At 66.1% G+C, this 14,761-nt stretch carries 10 protein-coding genes; 5 read left to right on the top strand and 5 right to left on the bottom strand.

What is annotated here, in order from left to right; all coding sequences use genetic code 11:
- The first annotated feature begins 181 nt into the window (after positions 1–181).
- Complete coding sequence (locus tag D9M09_RS17205) at positions 182–748, top strand: YceI family protein (protein WP_121671135.1); 567 nt, start codon at positions 182–184, stop codon at positions 746–748.
- A gap of 182 nt (positions 749–930) precedes the next feature.
- Here the strand turns inward: D9M09_RS17205 and D9M09_RS17200 are convergent, their stop codons facing one another.
- Together D9M09_RS17200 and D9M09_RS17195 are read right to left on the bottom strand one after the other, a co-directional pair.
- Positions 931–2,739: an NAD(P)/FAD-dependent oxidoreductase gene (locus D9M09_RS17200; RefSeq protein ID WP_121669989.1), complete on the bottom strand. Its 1,809-nt coding sequence runs from the start codon at positions 2,737–2,739 to the stop codon at positions 931–933.
- A 142-nt stretch (positions 2,740–2,881) separates the two neighbouring features.
- Positions 2,882–4,024, bottom strand: coding sequence for a sigma-54-dependent Fis family transcriptional regulator (locus D9M09_RS17195; protein WP_121669988.1), 1,143 nt, complete (start codon positions 4,022–4,024; stop codon positions 2,882–2,884).
- A gap of 209 nt (positions 4,025–4,233) precedes the next feature.
- Between D9M09_RS17195 and D9M09_RS17190 the strand changes: the two genes are divergently transcribed.
- From D9M09_RS17190 to D9M09_RS17175, 4 genes are all read left to right on the top strand, one after another.
- Positions 4,234–5,730, top strand: a complete 1,497-nt coding sequence (locus tag D9M09_RS17190; protein WP_121669987.1) for an alginate export family protein — start codon at positions 4,234–4,236, stop codon at positions 5,728–5,730.
- A 28-nt stretch (positions 5,731–5,758) separates the two neighbouring features.
- A complete protein-coding gene (locus tag D9M09_RS17185) occupies positions 5,759–7,087 on the top strand; it encodes a serine hydrolase domain-containing protein (protein WP_121669986.1) in 1,329 nt (442 codons plus the stop codon).
- Between the two features lie 79 nt (positions 7,088–7,166).
- Positions 7,167–8,735 (top strand): CHASE2 domain-containing protein, encoded by a 1,569-nt coding sequence (locus D9M09_RS17180; protein ID WP_121669985.1) that lies wholly within the window; start codon positions 7,167–7,169, stop codon positions 8,733–8,735.
- 63 nt (positions 8,736–8,798) lie between these two features.
- A complete protein-coding gene (locus D9M09_RS17175) occupies positions 8,799–9,230 on the top strand; it encodes a GFA family protein (protein ID WP_070313205.1) in 432 nt (143 codons plus the stop codon).
- A 147-nt stretch (positions 9,231–9,377) separates the two neighbouring features.
- Here the strand turns inward: D9M09_RS17175 and D9M09_RS17170 are convergent, their stop codons facing one another.
- Genes D9M09_RS17170 through D9M09_RS17160 form a run of 3 tightly spaced genes read right to left on the bottom strand, consistent with a single transcriptional unit; the run spans position 9,378 to position 14,592 of the window.
- A complete protein-coding gene (locus D9M09_RS17170; RefSeq protein WP_121669984.1) occupies positions 9,378–12,140 on the bottom strand; it encodes an Hsp70 family protein in 2,763 nt (920 codons plus the stop codon).
- A 2-nt stretch (positions 12,141–12,142) separates the two neighbouring features.
- Complete coding sequence (locus tag D9M09_RS17165) at positions 12,143–14,014, bottom strand: Hsp70 family protein (protein WP_121669983.1); 1,872 nt, start codon at positions 14,012–14,014, stop codon at positions 12,143–12,145.
- Positions 14,011–14,592, bottom strand: coding sequence for a DUF2760 domain-containing protein (locus tag D9M09_RS17160; protein WP_121669982.1), 582 nt, complete (start codon positions 14,590–14,592; stop codon positions 14,011–14,013). The genes D9M09_RS17165 and D9M09_RS17160 overlap by 4 nt, the downstream gene beginning before the upstream one ends.
- Positions 14,593–14,761 lie beyond the last annotated feature (169 nt).

The following is a 14,761-nucleotide window of genomic DNA, read 5'->3' as shown; positions in this document are numbered from 1 at the left end:
CGTGGACATCCTTACCGTTATTATCGATTTTTTCGATGCTAACTAGGTATATTTTCCGTTTTACATCGATCTTCATGCCATGCATAATCTGTTGCAACTGAAGCCAGACAATCAGCCGCAGCGCTTCCCGCCTGCCGCCGGTTGCGGTTTTGACATCCTCCACTCCAAACAGGAATTTACAATGAAAAAACTGCTCGCTTTTATCGCCGCCGCCGGCTTCTCGCTGTCCGCCTTTGCCGCTCCGGAAGTCTATGTCATCGATGGCAGCCATACTTTCCCCCGTTTCGAATACACCCACATGGGTTTCTCGACGCAGCAAAGCCGTTTCAATAACACCACCGGCAAGGTCACCCTGGACCGCGCCGCCAGGACGGGCGCCGTCGAAGTGCTGATCGACACCAAGTCCGTCGATACGGGTTCGACCCTGTTCAACTCGCACATCCAGGGCGAAGACTTCCTCGACACGGCCAAGTATCCCGTCGCCACGTACAAATCGACCAGGTTCAATTTCGACGGCGACAAGCTGGCCTCCGTGGAAGGCAACCTGACCCTGAAAGGCGTGACCAAGCCAGTGACCCTGACCGTCACCTCGTTCAATTGCGCACCGCACCCGATGCTGAAAAAAGACGCGTGCGGCGCCAACGCCACGGCCAAGATCAAGCGCTCGGAATTCAACGCCGGCAAATATGCGCCGGCCGTCAGCGATGACGTCACTTTGACGTTTGCGATCGAAGCCATCAAGCAGTAATCGTTGGCTGCATGACGTAAAAATGGCGGCGGACTTCGGTCCGCCGCCATTTTTTTTGAGTGGGTGGTGGCGGTAGGTCGGATTAGTGCGGCAACGCCGCGCGTAATCCGACATGAGCCGCCAACAAGGTGTCGGATTACGCGCTTCCCGCGCTAATCCGACCTACATGGGTTGCATCGCCTTTACGCCAGGTGATGCACTTCCTGCTGCCCATATACGGGCGTGTTCAACCCTTCCATGCGCGCCTTCAGCTGCAGCGACAGGTATTGCGAATAATGGCGCGACTGGTGCAGGTTACCGCCGTGGAACCACAGCGATTGCTGCTGCGTGGGTTTCCACATATTGCGCTGCTCGCCCTCCCACGGGCCCGGGTCCTTCGTCGTGGCCGAACCGAGGCCCCACACCTTGCCCACTTTATTCGCCACCTCGGGCGAGATCAGGTCGGCCGCCCAGCCGTTCATGGAGCCGTAGCCGGTGGCGTACACCACGAGGTCGGCGGGCAGCTCCGTGCCGTCGGACAGCACGATGGAATGGGCTTTCAGTTCCTGCACGCCGACCCCGCTTTTCAGCTTGATCTTGCCCTCGGCGACCAGCTCGGAGGCGCCCACGTCGATGTAGTAGCCGGAGCCGCGGCGCAGGTATTTCATGAACAGGCCCGAATCGTCGTCGCCGAAATCGAGCATGAAGCCACGTTCTTCCAGGCGCGCATAAAAGTCCGCATCGCGCTCGCGGATGGCCTTGAAGACGGGCTTCTGGAAGTCGGCCAAAATCTTGTATGGGATCGAGGCGAACGTGAGGTCGGCCTTGTTTGTGGTCATGCCGGCCGCCAGCGCCCGTTCCGAATACAGGTCGCCCAGTGCCAGGTCCATCAAGGAATCGGACTTGACGATGTGCGTCGACGAGCGCTGCACCATGGTCACGTCCACGCCCGCTTCCCACAGGGCGGCGCAGATATCGTGCGCGGAATTGTTCGCGCCGATGACCACCACCTTCTTGCCGGCATACGCGTCCGGTCCCGGATGCTGCGACGAGTGCTGCTGCTCGCCCTGGAACACGTCCATGCCCTTGAACTTCGGCATGTTCGCCTTGCCCGACATGCCCGTCGCCAGCACCAGCTGCTGCGGCTTCAGGGTGACGGGCTGGCCATCGCGTAGCACCTGCACCGTCCACTCGCCGCTGGCCTCGTTGAAGCTGGCCGATTCGCATGACGTCGAACCCCAGTAGTTCAGCTCCATTACCTTGGTGTACATTTCCAGCCAGTCGCCGACCTTGTCCTTGGGCGTGAAGACGGGCCAGTTGTCGGGGAAAGGGATGTACGGCATGTGGTCGTACCAGACGGGGTCGTGCAGGCACAGCGATTTGTAGCGCTTGCGCCAGCTGTCGCCGGGGCGGGCGTTTTTCTCGATGATGATGGTGGGGACGTTCAATTGCCGCAGGCGCGCGCCCAGCGCGATGCCGCCCTGGCCGCCGCCGATGATGACGCAATAGGGCTGACGTGCGTAACCGAGTTCCTTGGCTTCCTGTTCGCGGTGCTCCAGCCAGCTGCTGCGGTTGGTGCGCGCCCCGTGTTCGGCGCCCATGGGCCGCCGGCCGCCCTTGGCTTCCTCAAAACCCTTCAATTCGCTCATGGTGGTGAGCAGGGTCCAGATCTTGCCGTCGCGGATGCGGATGAAGCCCACGCCGCGCGCCACGTCCGTTTCCACCGTGATCCAGCTTTGCAGCACGCCGCCCGCTTCCACCGCATGTTCGCCGTCGGCGATGCGGATGGCAACCGGCTGCACGGCGCCCAGCTGGGCGGTCAGCATGGCGGCGATCTGCCCGCGGCCTTCCAGGGTTTTCAGGTTCCAGGTAAACAGCACCAGGTCGCGCCAGTAGCCATCCTGTTCGAACAGCTGTGCGGCGCCCGTGCCGTCGCTGGCGCGAAGACAGCCTTCGAGCTGCTCCAGGATGCCGGCCACGGCCAAGTCGTGCGGGTTGATTTCGGTTTGCATCGTGTCTCCTCCAAGTCTGCTGACTTTATGATGGGATGCGGCTGTGTTGCCGCTGACGATGTTGTAACACTGGCGTTTTGAACCCGCATCCCGCAGCGCAGCATGGCGGAATATGAGACGGAAATCTCAGCTTGCCGGATGCCTACTGGCGGTGCGGCGGCACGATGTGCAGCTGCTTGATGCGCCGGTACAGGGTGGCGCGCGAGACGCCCAGCATGGCGGCCGCCTGCAGCGGGCGCCATTTGGCGGCGTTCATGGCGTTGACGATGCGCGTGCGCTCGGCCAGTTCCGGCGGCGTGCAGGCCGGCGCGTCCTGCGTCACGGGAGCGGCATTCTTGATGCGTACCCGCGCGCTGGCCTGGCGCAGCGGCGCGCGCACGCGCGCGTGCAGCCAGGTGCCGCCGCCGGCCAGGCGCAGCGACAGCAGATTGTGTCCCGTACGCGCATCGAACAGCCGTTCGGCGCGCACTTCCAGCACCTCGGCGACGGGGCGGGGAAGGGCGTCCAGGCCCCCGATGACGTCGCGCGCGCAGCGGTTGGCGGCGACGATGTCGCCATGCTCGTCGATGGCGAGCAGCATCTCCGGCTGCACTTCCACGAAGTGGCGGTTGCGGTGCGCCAGCAGGATGCAGCAATGGCCATAGGAGGTGAGAAAAAAGCCGTCCTCGATCAGGGTCGCGCCCTGGCGCACCAGCTGTTTCACCAGGCGCTGGCTGTCGCGCGCATCGGGCGAATTCAAGGCCGAGGCATCGAGCACGCCGATCAAGTCGCCGTGCGGAGAAAAGATTGGTGCGGCGCTGCAGGTCAGGCCCGTGAAGGCGGCGCGGAAGTGGTCGGTCTTGTGCACGGTGATCGCTTCCTGGTCGAGCAGCACGGAGGCGATGCCGCACGTGCCTTCTTCCTCTTCCGACCAGCACGAGCCCGGGTACAGGCCCGCCTTCTTGAAATCCTTGCGCTGGTCCGTGTCGACCATGTAGTCGATCGTCACGCCGCGCGCATTGGCGAGGATGACGCAGTAGCCCGCTTCGCGCACCATGGCGTGCAGGCGCGGCAGGCACTGGCCCGTGGAGCGCAGAAAATTTTCCTCCGACTGCTGGATGGCGCGCAGTTCGGCGCCCGTCAGGATGCGCGGCCCGGTGGTGGACGCGGGATCGAGCCGGTAGTCGTCCAGCGAGCGCCGGTACGACGACGCCAGCCTGGCCGTATCGGCGCCAGGATTGACGACGCGGCCGGTGATCAGGTCGCGCACGCGCTCGATATGGCTGGTCTGGCGGACGTAGGGCATGGCGCTCTCCGGTATCTCGGTATCTGCTTTATGGTATTTCGTTTGTAGCACGAAGCCCCGGATGGCGCATCCTGCGCTGCAGCATCGGCTGCCGTGAGACGTTCGTCTCAACGCCTGGCGCCGCACAATAGGATGCTTTACAACAATAAAAAAGAGCATCTCTGATAACATCCGTTCAAATCTGAGGTCAGCTATCGCAAGGGATACCTATGACAACGCAAGCGATGTTCCCCGTGCGCAGCTCACTCGTCCTGGCCCTGCTGGGCTGGAGCGCCGCCTGCGCCGCCGCCGGCCAGCTCGATCCCGATGGCCAGAGCAGCATGGAAAAAGAGGTAGCCCGGCGCGCCGCCGTTGAACCGGCCATGGCCGCCGGCTGGCACATGATGCGTTCCGTGGAAGCGGGCGTGCAGGTGGCCGGCGAGAGCAATCTGTTCTGGAAGCTGTCGAATACGCCGGCGCGCAATCCCGGCTTCGATTTCAATCCCTACTGGTACGAGTTCTATGTCAAGCCGGCGCTCGGTTTCAAGCGCAACGTGGGCGACGGCAAGCAGCTGTATGCGCGCGTGTCCGCCGTCGGCTCGGGCACCTTGCGCCACGATCCGTTTGGCGCGGGCGACACGGGCCGCATCTCGATCGAGGAATTCGTCGCCGGCATCCGCATGCCGCTCGGCGGCACGCGCGCCATGGTCGATGTGTCGGCCGGCGCGCAGAATTTCACGCTGGGTACCGGCATGCTGATCGCCAATGGCGGCTCGAACGGCTTTGACCGCGGCGCGCTGAAACTGGGGCCGCGCAAGGCTTTCCAGAATTCCGTGGTGGCCAGAATAAGCCAGGACGCGTTCAGCGCCCAGGCGTTTTATCTCGACCCGAATGAAAATCCCGACAACGATAGCGGCACGCGCGTCGTCGGCGTTGACGTCAGCTACGCGCCCGCGAACGACCGCAAGGCCGGCGTCGCGTATGGCAAGGTGCCCCGTTCGCATGCGGCGTATCCGCAGGCGGCGCCAGGCGGCATCGGCGCACCGCTGGCCGTGCCTGACGGCCGCAAGGACTTGCAGTTCGTGTATGGCTACGCGCGCGTTCCCGTGCTGCCCACCGTGCTGTCGAAAGGCTGGTTCGGCGTCGATGCCGCGCGCGAGTGGAATACGCGCGAGCCGATGCGGGCCTGGGGCTGGCGCACGGAAGGGGGCTTTTCCCTGCCCGACGTGGCGTGGACGCCGAAGTTCACGCTTGGCTACCAGAGCTTTTTCGGTGACGATCCGCGCACGGCGCGCAATGAGCGCTTCGATCCGCTGTTCTTCGAAGGCACGCCGGGCGCCTGGGCTTCGGGCAGCAAGGCGACCTGGGTCTTCGTCAATGCCAACGTGAATGCGCTGCAGGCCACCATCGAGCTGCACCCGACGCCGAAGGACACCGTGACCGCCTACCTGGCCCAGGTGCGGGCCAACCAGATGGGCAGCCCGCTGCAGTTCGGCCAGGCCACGCGCCTCGACGTGCCGGGCGGCGCGCCCTTGGTGATCGCCGGCGTGCTGCGCCCGATGCTGGCCAACGACGTCTTCGTCAAATACGTGCGCGTGGTGAACCCGAATACCTACCTGACCCTGGGCTTCAGCGCCTCGTTCGCGCAGTCGGGCGTGAACCAGCTGGTGAACGGGCAGGCCAGGACCTGGAGGGGATGGCTGGCGAACGTGGTATGGGTTTATTAAATATTCTGTCTATCAAGGAGAGCATCGCATGAACGATTTTCCCAGCATGAAACGCCTGGCCCTGGCCGCCGCCTGCCTGGCGCTGTCCGCCGGCGCCCACGCGGCAGAGGCGACGGCGCCGCTGTCGGCCGCCGCCAGCGATCCGGCCGCATTGCAATGGATGGTGGGCGCGCCGCCGCCGGCCGACAAGATCATCCGTTTCGACGATGGCAGCTATTTCAATTTCCCGCAGCTGCGCTGGAGCGTGTCGCACTTCCGCCAGCTGATGCCGACGGTGGATGTCTCGCGCGGCTTGAAGGCACCCGTGCCCCTGAAACGCGCGCTGCGCACGGATATCGACAGCCTGCGCTTCACGCCTCTGGGCGCGAAGGAAACGATGACCTGGGAGCAGTCGCTGGGCGCCAACTACACGGACGGCATCGTGGTGCTGCACCGGGGCCGCATCGTGTATGAGCGTTACCTCGGCGTGCTGAAGGAAAGCGGCCAGCACGGCGCCATGTCCGTGACGAAGTCCGTGATGGGCACCCTGGGCGCGGCGCTGGTGGCCGAAGGCAAGCTCGATCCGGACAAAAAAGTGGCCGATTACGTGCCGGAACTGGCCAAGTCCGCGTTTGGCGACGCCACCGTGCGCCAGGTGCTCGACATGACCACGGGCCTGCAATTCAGCGAAGATTACGCGGACCCGAAAGCGGAAGTGTGGCAGCACGCGGCGGCCGGCAGCCCGCTGCCCAAGCCCAAGGATTACACGGGGCCGCGCAGCTATTTCGAGTACCTGCAGACGGTGCGGCACGAGGGCCGGCATGGCGAGGCGTTCGGCTACCGCACGGTCAATTCCGACGTGCTGGGCTGGATCATCGCCCGTGTCACGGGGCAGAACGTCAACGACTACCTGTCCGAGCATGTCTGGCAAAAGCTGGGCGCCGAGCAGGATGCCTACATGACGGTCGATTCGACGGGCACGCCGTTTGCCGGCGGCGGCCTGAATGCGGGCTTGCGCGATCTGGCGCGCTTCGGCGAAATGCTGCGCAACGATGGCCGCTACAACGGCCAGCAGATTTTGCCCAAGGCGGCCGTCGACGATATCCGCCGCGGCGGCGACAAGCAGCTGTTCGCCAAGGGCGGCTACGATTTGCTCAAGGGCTGGAGCTACCGCGACATGTGGTGGGTCACGCATAACGACCATGGCGCCTACATGGCGCGCGGCGTGTACGGCCAGCGCATCTATGTCGATCCGAAGGCGGAAATGGTGATCGTGCGCTTCTCCTCGACGCCGACGGCGGCCAATGCGGCGAACGACCCGACCACCACGCCGGCCTTCGAAGCGCTGGGCAAGCTGCTGCTGGCCAAGCCGAAGTAGGTTGCCAGCAGTGCGGCTGAACGGGCACAACTGCAATATACTATCCTTTCGTCATCATTTGTTGCTTGAATGATAATTCATGCAACGCACGCGAAGGGAACGCACCGTGGAAACCAGCCAGCCGGACCAACTGCGCCCCCCGCTGTGGCGGCGCCTGCTGTGGCCGGTCGCCCAGCTGGGCTCGGCCTTCAAGCTGACGGGCACGCATCTGCTGCATCACGTGATCGGCGCCAGCCTGATCGCCGCGCTGATGCTGGTGCTGGAAGGTTTTCACGTGCTCGAATGGCTCGATGCGGCCATGCTGCGCGCCAGCGCGGAACAGGGGCAACTGCTGAACCGGGGCAAGGACCCGGGCGCCGCCTACCGGCCCGGCATCATCGAAATAGACCAGCCCGCGTTCGAACAGGTGTTCGACGAGCGCGAACCGCTGGAACGCACGCGCCTGGAACAAGTGATCGCCAGCGCCGCAGCGCGCGGCAGCAAGGTGCTGGCCATCGACCTGGACCTGGCGCCGGCCGTGTATGAACAACACAAGGATGGCGAGCGGCCGCTCGACCGCCTGCTCGACCGGCTGGCCGCCGAGGGCCGGAAACTGGTGCTGATCCTGCCCGAACAATCGGATCAGAATGCGAACCTGGCGTGGATACGCGCGCGCTGCGCTGCCGGCATCCACTTCGCCAGCCCGCGGATCCGCGAGCGCATGGGCGCCGTCACGCGTATCGAACTGAAAAGTCCCGTGCTGGCGGCAGTGGCCTTCGAGCTGGCGCATGGCGCCGACGAGCAGGAGCAACAGCAGCCCATGCCGGCCGTCCTGTCCGAGCAAAAGGAAGGGCTGGCGCTGGCCGGCCGCGTGTGTCAGCTGGCGCGGCGCACGGGCAGCGAAAAGGAATTGGCGCGCTGGGCGTTCGAACCCGTCATCCACGGCGACGCCAGGGCGGCGGCCGAACAGAACGCCGTCACCGCGCCGTTTCACCCGGCCGCCGTGGCGCCGGCCTTCCTGAACCCCACGCGCACGCGCGTACAACTGATCGATGGGCAGGCCGGCGTGGCGGCGAATGCACTACGCAAGAATGTCGTGTATATCGGCGGCACCTATGACGTGCGCGACCGCTATACGACGGCCGAAGGTGAGCAGGCCGGCCTGCACCTGCACGCGGCCGCCCACACGTCGCTGGGCATCGGCACGGCCGACGTGAATAAATACGTGGTGTTCGCGGCCGACATCGTCATCGGCGTGCTGCTGGGCTGCCTGTTCGGCGGCCTGTGGACCCTGTACGGCCGCGCCGAGCTGGCCATCGACAAGCGCATGGAAGACCACGATTTCAGCCGCCTGCACCGCGTGGGCACCCTGGCGGAATTCTATGGCATCCGCCTGATGCTGGCGCTGGTGTGGGCTTCGCCGTTCGCCATCGGCGCGCTGGCCATCTACCTGTCGCGCGGCTTGCTCGAGCAGGGTTGGTGGGTCAATCCCGGGCCCCTGATCGCCGGCATGTTCCTGCACGCGATGTCGCTGCGCGACGAAGCCCACCACCCGCACGAGGAAGTGCCGGGCCTGTCCGTGTGGGCCCAGCTGCGCCGCACGCATCCGGGCATCGTGCTGGTGCAGGCGCCGCTGGCGCTGCTGCTGTTGATCGTCGCCCTGATATAGCGCAAACCGTGGCGCCGCGGCGGCGCTAAACTGGGCGCCTTTTTCATATCGCAGGAGGATGCCATGCTGACGGGAGGATGTTTATGTGGCGAGGTCCGCTATGACGCCGGCGCGGACAGCTTTCATCAAAGCGCCTGCCACTGTTCCGTGTGCCGCCGCGCGTCGGGCGCGCCGTTTGTCGCCTGGTTCAGCGTGCCACGGGCGAACTTTCGCTGGCGGCAGGGGCAAGCCATGTCGTATGCGTCCAGCGTCCATGGCACGCGCAGCTTTTGTCCCCGCTGCGGCACGCAGCTGACCTTTGAAGACAGTGCCTATCCCGATGAAGTCGACGTGACTACCTGCAGCCTGGACAATCCCGAACAGCTGCCGCCGCACAGCCATATCTATACGGGCACGCAGCTGGAGTGGGTGAAGCTCGACGATGGCTTGCCGCGCTATCGGGGCTCGCGCAGCGAGGAGGAGGAGCCTGGAGGGAAGGCGAGCAGGTCGGATTAGCCCAGCGGGCGTAATCCGACGTGTCGTTGCCGCTCAAGGACGCGGCATTCTGTCGGCGAGCGCACTGCCGCGCCATTGCCCTATTTTTGGATGATAGTGGCATTGTCGGATTACGCTACGCTAATCCGACCTACGTGAGCCATGGTTTCAGCCGATCAGCTTCAAGCCCGGCGGCAGCGCCTCGCCCAGCATGCGCCGGGTAGCTGTTTCATCCAGCTGCGTCACTTCGCTGACCATCGTTTGCCACAGGGGCGGTGCGCCCACGGCTTTCAGGCGGGCGAGGATGGTGGCCCGCAGGTCGTCGGCGATGTCGCGCGAGCGGTCGCCCGTCATGCGCGCCAGGTGGGCGGCGGCAAACGCCGCCGGTTCCACTTTTTTCCAGTCCAGCGCCAGCAGCATCGTGAGCCATTCGGCCACGATGGCGCTGTCGACCACTTCGTGCGCGCTGCCGTGGAAGGGCTGGCGCGCGCCGACCCTGGCCAGCGCCCACAGGGTATTTGTGTCCGCCGCTTCGCCCCTTTTATCAGCCTTTTGCAGGCGCTTGATCAGCCAGGCGCCCACTTCGGCCTTGTAGGCGCCGGGGATGCGCTCGAGCGATGCGCCCAGGCGCAGCATGTCGTCGTCGCTGCCGTTCACGAGGGTGACGGGGCGGCTGCCGCGCTGGGCCGCATCGGCTTGCAGGTTGAAGGCGAAGTCGTCGAGCAGGCGCAATTGCTGCTCCGTGCTCAAGCCGCCGGCGACCCTGCGCCACAGGGTCCACCATTCGGCGCACACCTGGTTGTCCTTGTGATGCTGGACGCCCGCATCGAACAGGGCCCACAGCTGCTCGATGCGCCACGGGTCGAGCGCATCGCCATAACCGGGCCGCAAACAGTAGCCGGCCAGGTTCAGCCACACCCGCTCATGCTCGGCGGAGCGGCGCCGGCCACGGGCGCGCAGCAGGAGGGCGTCGAACAGCTGGCGCAGCAGCGGCGTCTCCCAGCTCTCGCGCCCGCCCAGTCCCCGTTCCAGGTGCTGGCGCAGCTGGCGCACTTCCTTGGTCTCGACCTTTTGCGCCTTGCCGCCGAAGATGCGCTCGATCTTCTCGATGGCTTCCTTCACGCGCGGCGGCACGCTGGACGTGTCGGCCTGCGTTTCCTCCTCGCCACGCAACTGGAATTCCAGCAGCCAGCGCTGGCCGGCATCGGCTTCGGCCACGCAGTGCACTTCCAAAGTCCCTACCTCGGTCATGACTGTAGCCAGCTGCACGGTGATCTCGCGCTTGTCATTGCCGTCGCTGGCGTGCAGCACGCTGGCCAGCGGCGGCAGGCGCAAGTATTCTCCGGCGTTCAGGTCGACGATCTCGCCCAGCTTGGGTGGCGTGCCCGACTCAAAGAGGGAAGTGGCCAGGTGGAAGCGCACGGGCCGGCCCAGGCGCAGCGCGAACAGGCGCTCCGTCAGGCGGATTTCCTCGCCGCTGGCACTGCCACGGGGCAGGATGCAGACGGCGCGATGGTCCTTGCCCGCCTCGCCCAGCACGATGAAATAGCTGCGCGGCGAGCCGCCGCCGATGCGCGGCGCCTGGCCGCGCCGGGCCAGCGCGTAGGCGACGGCGCCACAGGCCACGGCCACGTCGGGGTTATCGTTGTGCAGAATGGTGAGGGGCTGGCCCCGCCAGTGCGCCAGCGTCTCGGCCAGGCGGCGCGCCAGCGCGTCGGAGCGGAACACGCCGCCATTGAGCAGCAGGGTGTCGGGCAGTGCCCCTTGATGCTGCTGCAAAAAGCTGGCCAGGTGGCGCGTGATGGCCGCGTCCTGCGCATACGGCAGGCCGAATGCAACGATGCCGGCACGGCCTTTTTTTGCCGTGTCGCCCAGTTCCACCTTCGGAAAGAAGCCGTCGACCACCATGGCCGCCACTTCCTCGCGCGTGACGTCGGCGGAACGGCTGCCGCCGATCAGGCGAGATCCCGCGCCCAGCAGGGTCACGGTGACGCTGTCGGGCGCGTCGCTCGACAGCAGCAATTCCTTGGCGGCGCGGCAGCGCTCCATCAGTTGCGACAAGCGCGCGGCGGACAGCTTCATGCCGCCTTCGCTGCCTGCGGCCATGCGCGTTTCCACCAGGTGGGCCAGCGCCAGGTCCATATTGTCGCCGCCGAGGATCAGGTGGTTGCCCACGCTGCTGCGCGTGAGCTGCGGTGCGCCGTCGGCAAAATCCACGTCGATCAGGCTGAAATCGGTGGTGCCGCCGCCCACGTCGCACACCAAAATGCGGCGCGTATTGGACAAGTCTGCGCGCAGGGTGGCGCGCCGGCGGTGCAGGTAGTCATAAAAGGCGGCCTGCGGCTCTTCCACCAGGCGCAAGGTGGGCAAGCCCGCCATGCGCGCCGCTGCCAATGTGAGTGCGCGCGCACCCTCGTCGAACGAGGCGGGGATGGTCAGCACCAGTTCCTGCTCTTCGAGGGGCGCCTGCGGGAAGCGGTGATTCCACGCGGCGCGTACGTAGGCGAGGTAGCTGGCGCTGGCCGCCACGGGCGAGACCTTGGCCACGTCGGCATCGGCGCCCCACGGCAAAATCGGCGCCTGGCGGTCCACGTTCGCATGCGACAGCCAGCTCTTCGCGCTGGTGACCAGCCGGCCCGGCACCTGGGCGCCGAGCTGGCGCGCGAATGCGCCCAGCACGGCATGCTCCACCTCCTGCTGCGGCCACGGCAGCGGCAAATCGCCCGCCGCCAGTTCGCCGGCGGCGGGGTGGTAGCGCAGGGACGGCAGCAGGGGGCGTGCGCCCACTTCGCCGGGCGCGACCAGCTGCTCGATGGCGAACAGGTTTATTCCTGCCTGCGCATCGCCAGCCGCCGCATACGCCACCACCGTGTTGGTGGTGCCCAGGTCGATGCCGACCAGGAAGGCCGGCTTGCCCGCAGCGTTGCCCATGTTTATTGCTGCGGCGTGCCGCGCACGTCGAATTCCACCTTCCAGCGCTCGGCGCCGTCAGGGGAAACGGCCAGCAGCTCCAGGGTGCCCGCTTCCGTCACTCTGGCGTGCAGCTTGACTTGCACGACGTCGCCGGCCTGACGGCCTTCGGCGGACAGGGTCGCCTGGATTTCGCTCAGCTCCTGCAATTCATCGGGACCCCAGAAGTCGAGCAAGTCGCCGATCTGGTCGTTGCGGCGCGTGGACGAGGCGAAGAAGCGGAAATGCACGGGTTCGCCCACGACGAGGCCGAATTGCTGGCCCGGCAGTTCCAGCTCGCTGCCTTCTTCCATGCCGAACGGCGCCACGCACAGGGCCTGGATCGGCGGTTCCATGCCGGGGATGGCGGGCATGGCCGATTCGATGGCCACATAAAAGGCGCTGGCTGTGCCGCCGCGGATGCGCACGCCGTGGCCGCGCCGCACGTAGCTGTAGTAGGCCGCGCCACGGGCGACGGCCAGGTCCAGGTCGGCCCCGGCCAGCATGCGCGCCGGTTCCGCACCTTCCATGTACAGCCAGTCGTTGACGGTCGCCATGATGCGTTGGACCAGCAGGTCGGACTTGAAGACGCCGCCGTTGAACAGCACGGCCGTCGGATGCAAGAAGCTGGCGCCTTCCGCCTGGCGGCCCGCAAAACCTTCCAGTTCGCTGGTCGCCGCCACTTGGCGGCCCAGGAAGGCGGCCAGGTGGCGCGTGATGGCCGCGTCCTGCGCATACGGCAAGCCCAGTTGCGTCAGGCCGGCGCGCGTGCGCACGGCAGGGCGGCTCGACGCTTCCACCTGCGGGAAGAAGCCGTCGAGGATGAAGGTGGACACTTCCGCGCGCGTCAGTTCCGTGCGGATGGAGCCGCCGATCAGTTTCGAGCCGCGGCTCGGCACGACGATCGGTGCCACATCGAGGCCGCTGTCGGCCAGCAGGCTTTCCTTGGCGCTGCGGCAGCCATAAGTGAGTGCGCGCATTTGCCAGGCGTCCAGCTGGGTGCCGTTGGCGGCGAGCTTGCGCGCCACCAGGTGGGCCAGCGCCAGGTCCATATTGTCGCCGCCGAGCAGAATGTGTTCGCCGACGGCCACGCGGTGCGGTTCCAGCACGCCGTCGCGCTCGAGCACGGCGATCAGCGAAAAGTCGCTGGTGCCGCCGCCCACGTCGACGACGAGGATGATGTCGCCCGGTTTGACTTCCTTGCGCCAGCGGCCTTCGCTGGTCTGTATCCAGCTGTACAGAGCCGCCTGCGGCTCTTCCAGCAGGGTCAGCGAGGTGTAGCCGGCCGCCTGCGCCGCTTCCATCGTCAGCTCGCGCGCGGCCGGGTCGAACGAGGCGGGTATCGTCACCGTGATTTCCTGCTCGGCGAACGGCGCTTGCGGGTGGGCGTTGTCCCAGGCCTGGCGCAAATGCGTCAGGTAGCGCGTGGCGGCCGTGATCGGCGAAATGCGCGCCACTTCCGCCGGCGCGTCGTTCGGCAGGATCGCTGCGCGGCGGTCCACGCCCGGATGGCACAGCCAGCTTTTCGCGCTGGACACTAAACGGATCGGCGTGGTGGCGCCGCGGCTGCGAGCCATTTCGCCCACTACAAACGGCGCTTCGGCTTCCTCGGTGACCCAGGGCAGGGCCAGGTCGCCCGCCGCCACTTCGTCGGCGTGCGGCAGGTAAACGAAGGACGGCAGCAGCGGCAATTCTTCGACGGTGCCCGGTGCCGACAGTTGCGGCACTTTCAGCACGCCGTGGCTGGATTGCTCGCCGTCGCTCTCGACCAGGTTCACATATGACAGGGCGCTGTGGGTGGTGCCCAGGTCGATGCCGATGGCGTAGCGCGGGGTGTTGTTGGCTTGATCGCTCACAGTTCCACCTCGGCTGGCGCCAGGATGGCGGCATCGTGTTGCTCGCTCAGTTTAGGCAGGCGCACGCTGGAGGCGCGCCAGCCGCGGTGGCTCAGGGTGCCCGTGAACGGCGCCGAGCCGACCACGTTGCCCGTCAGGCGTACTTGCGCGGAATCAAAACCTTCCTGCAGCACGATGCGGCTGCCCTCGGCTTCCTGGCGCACGGCGTCGATGGTGAAGTATTCACGCATGACCTTGGCGCAGCCTTCATGCACGACGCGGGCGGCCGCGCCGATGTCGGCATCGGCATGGCTGCCCAGGTTTTCCTGGGTGAAGTCGATCAAGCGCGCTTCGCGTTGCAGCAGGGCCAGCAATTGCAGGGCCGCGTCCGGTGTCGCTTCTTTCAAAATGACGGGGACGGCTGCCGGCGTCGGCACGGGCGCCGGAGCAGGGGCCACGGGTGCCACGGGGGCGGCCTCGGGCAGCGACAGCTTTTCCACGCGGGCCGCATAGGCGGCGTCCGACAGGGTGTTGAAGAAGGCGCCGAAGGCCAGCGGGACACGGCGCCAGAACGATGGGTGGGACGATGAGGTGCTCATAGGGAACTCGTTTCTCTGATCTGTAGGGAGGCGTCGGCGGCGCGCCCGGTGGCGGGGCCGCTTCGCAGGGTAGTGCATGTGCCGCGCCAATATGGCCGGCTGCGTTTGCCCGCATGATACCAGCTACCGGGCCGGCGCCAAAGTCACCGGCCCCCGCGCAGCGAGCCTG

This window comes from Janthinobacterium agaricidamnosum (genome assembly GCF_003667705.1).
Classification (GTDB): Bacteria; Pseudomonadota; Gammaproteobacteria; order Burkholderiales; family Burkholderiaceae_D; genus Janthinobacterium.
The sequence above is the reverse complement of the archived record's forward strand: the minus strand, read 5'-3'. Positions and strand labels throughout refer to the sequence as shown.

Excerpts from the sequence above, each read along its gene's own strand:
- D9M09_RS17195 (WP_121669988.1), bottom strand. The coding sequence starts at position 4,024 with ATGCCCTACGTCCGCCAGACCAGCCATATCGAGCGCGTGCGCGACCTG.
- D9M09_RS17160 (WP_121669982.1), bottom strand. The coding sequence starts at position 14,592 with ATGAGCACCTCATCGTCCCACCCATCGTTCTGGCGCCGTGTCCCGCTG.
- D9M09_RS17190 (WP_121669987.1), top strand. The coding sequence starts at position 4,234 with ATGACAACGCAAGCGATGTTCCCCGTGCGCAGCTCACTCGTCCTGGCC.
- D9M09_RS17185 (WP_121669986.1), top strand. The coding sequence starts at position 5,759 with ATGAACGATTTTCCCAGCATGAAACGCCTGGCCCTGGCCGCCGCCTGC.
- D9M09_RS17205 (WP_121671135.1), top strand. The coding sequence starts at position 182 with ATGAAAAAACTGCTCGCTTTTATCGCCGCCGCCGGCTTCTCGCTGTCC.
- D9M09_RS17170 (WP_121669984.1), bottom strand. The coding sequence starts at position 12,140 with ATGGGCAACGCTGCGGGCAAGCCGGCCTTCCTGGTCGGCATCGACCTG.
- D9M09_RS17175 (WP_070313205.1), top strand. The coding sequence starts at position 8,799 with ATGCTGACGGGAGGATGTTTATGTGGCGAGGTCCGCTATGACGCCGGC.
- D9M09_RS17200 (WP_121669989.1), bottom strand. The coding sequence starts at position 2,739 with ATGCAAACCGAAATCAACCCGCACGACTTGGCCGTGGCCGGCATCCTG.
- D9M09_RS17180 (WP_121669985.1), top strand. The coding sequence starts at position 7,167 with ATGCAACGCACGCGAAGGGAACGCACCGTGGAAACCAGCCAGCCGGAC.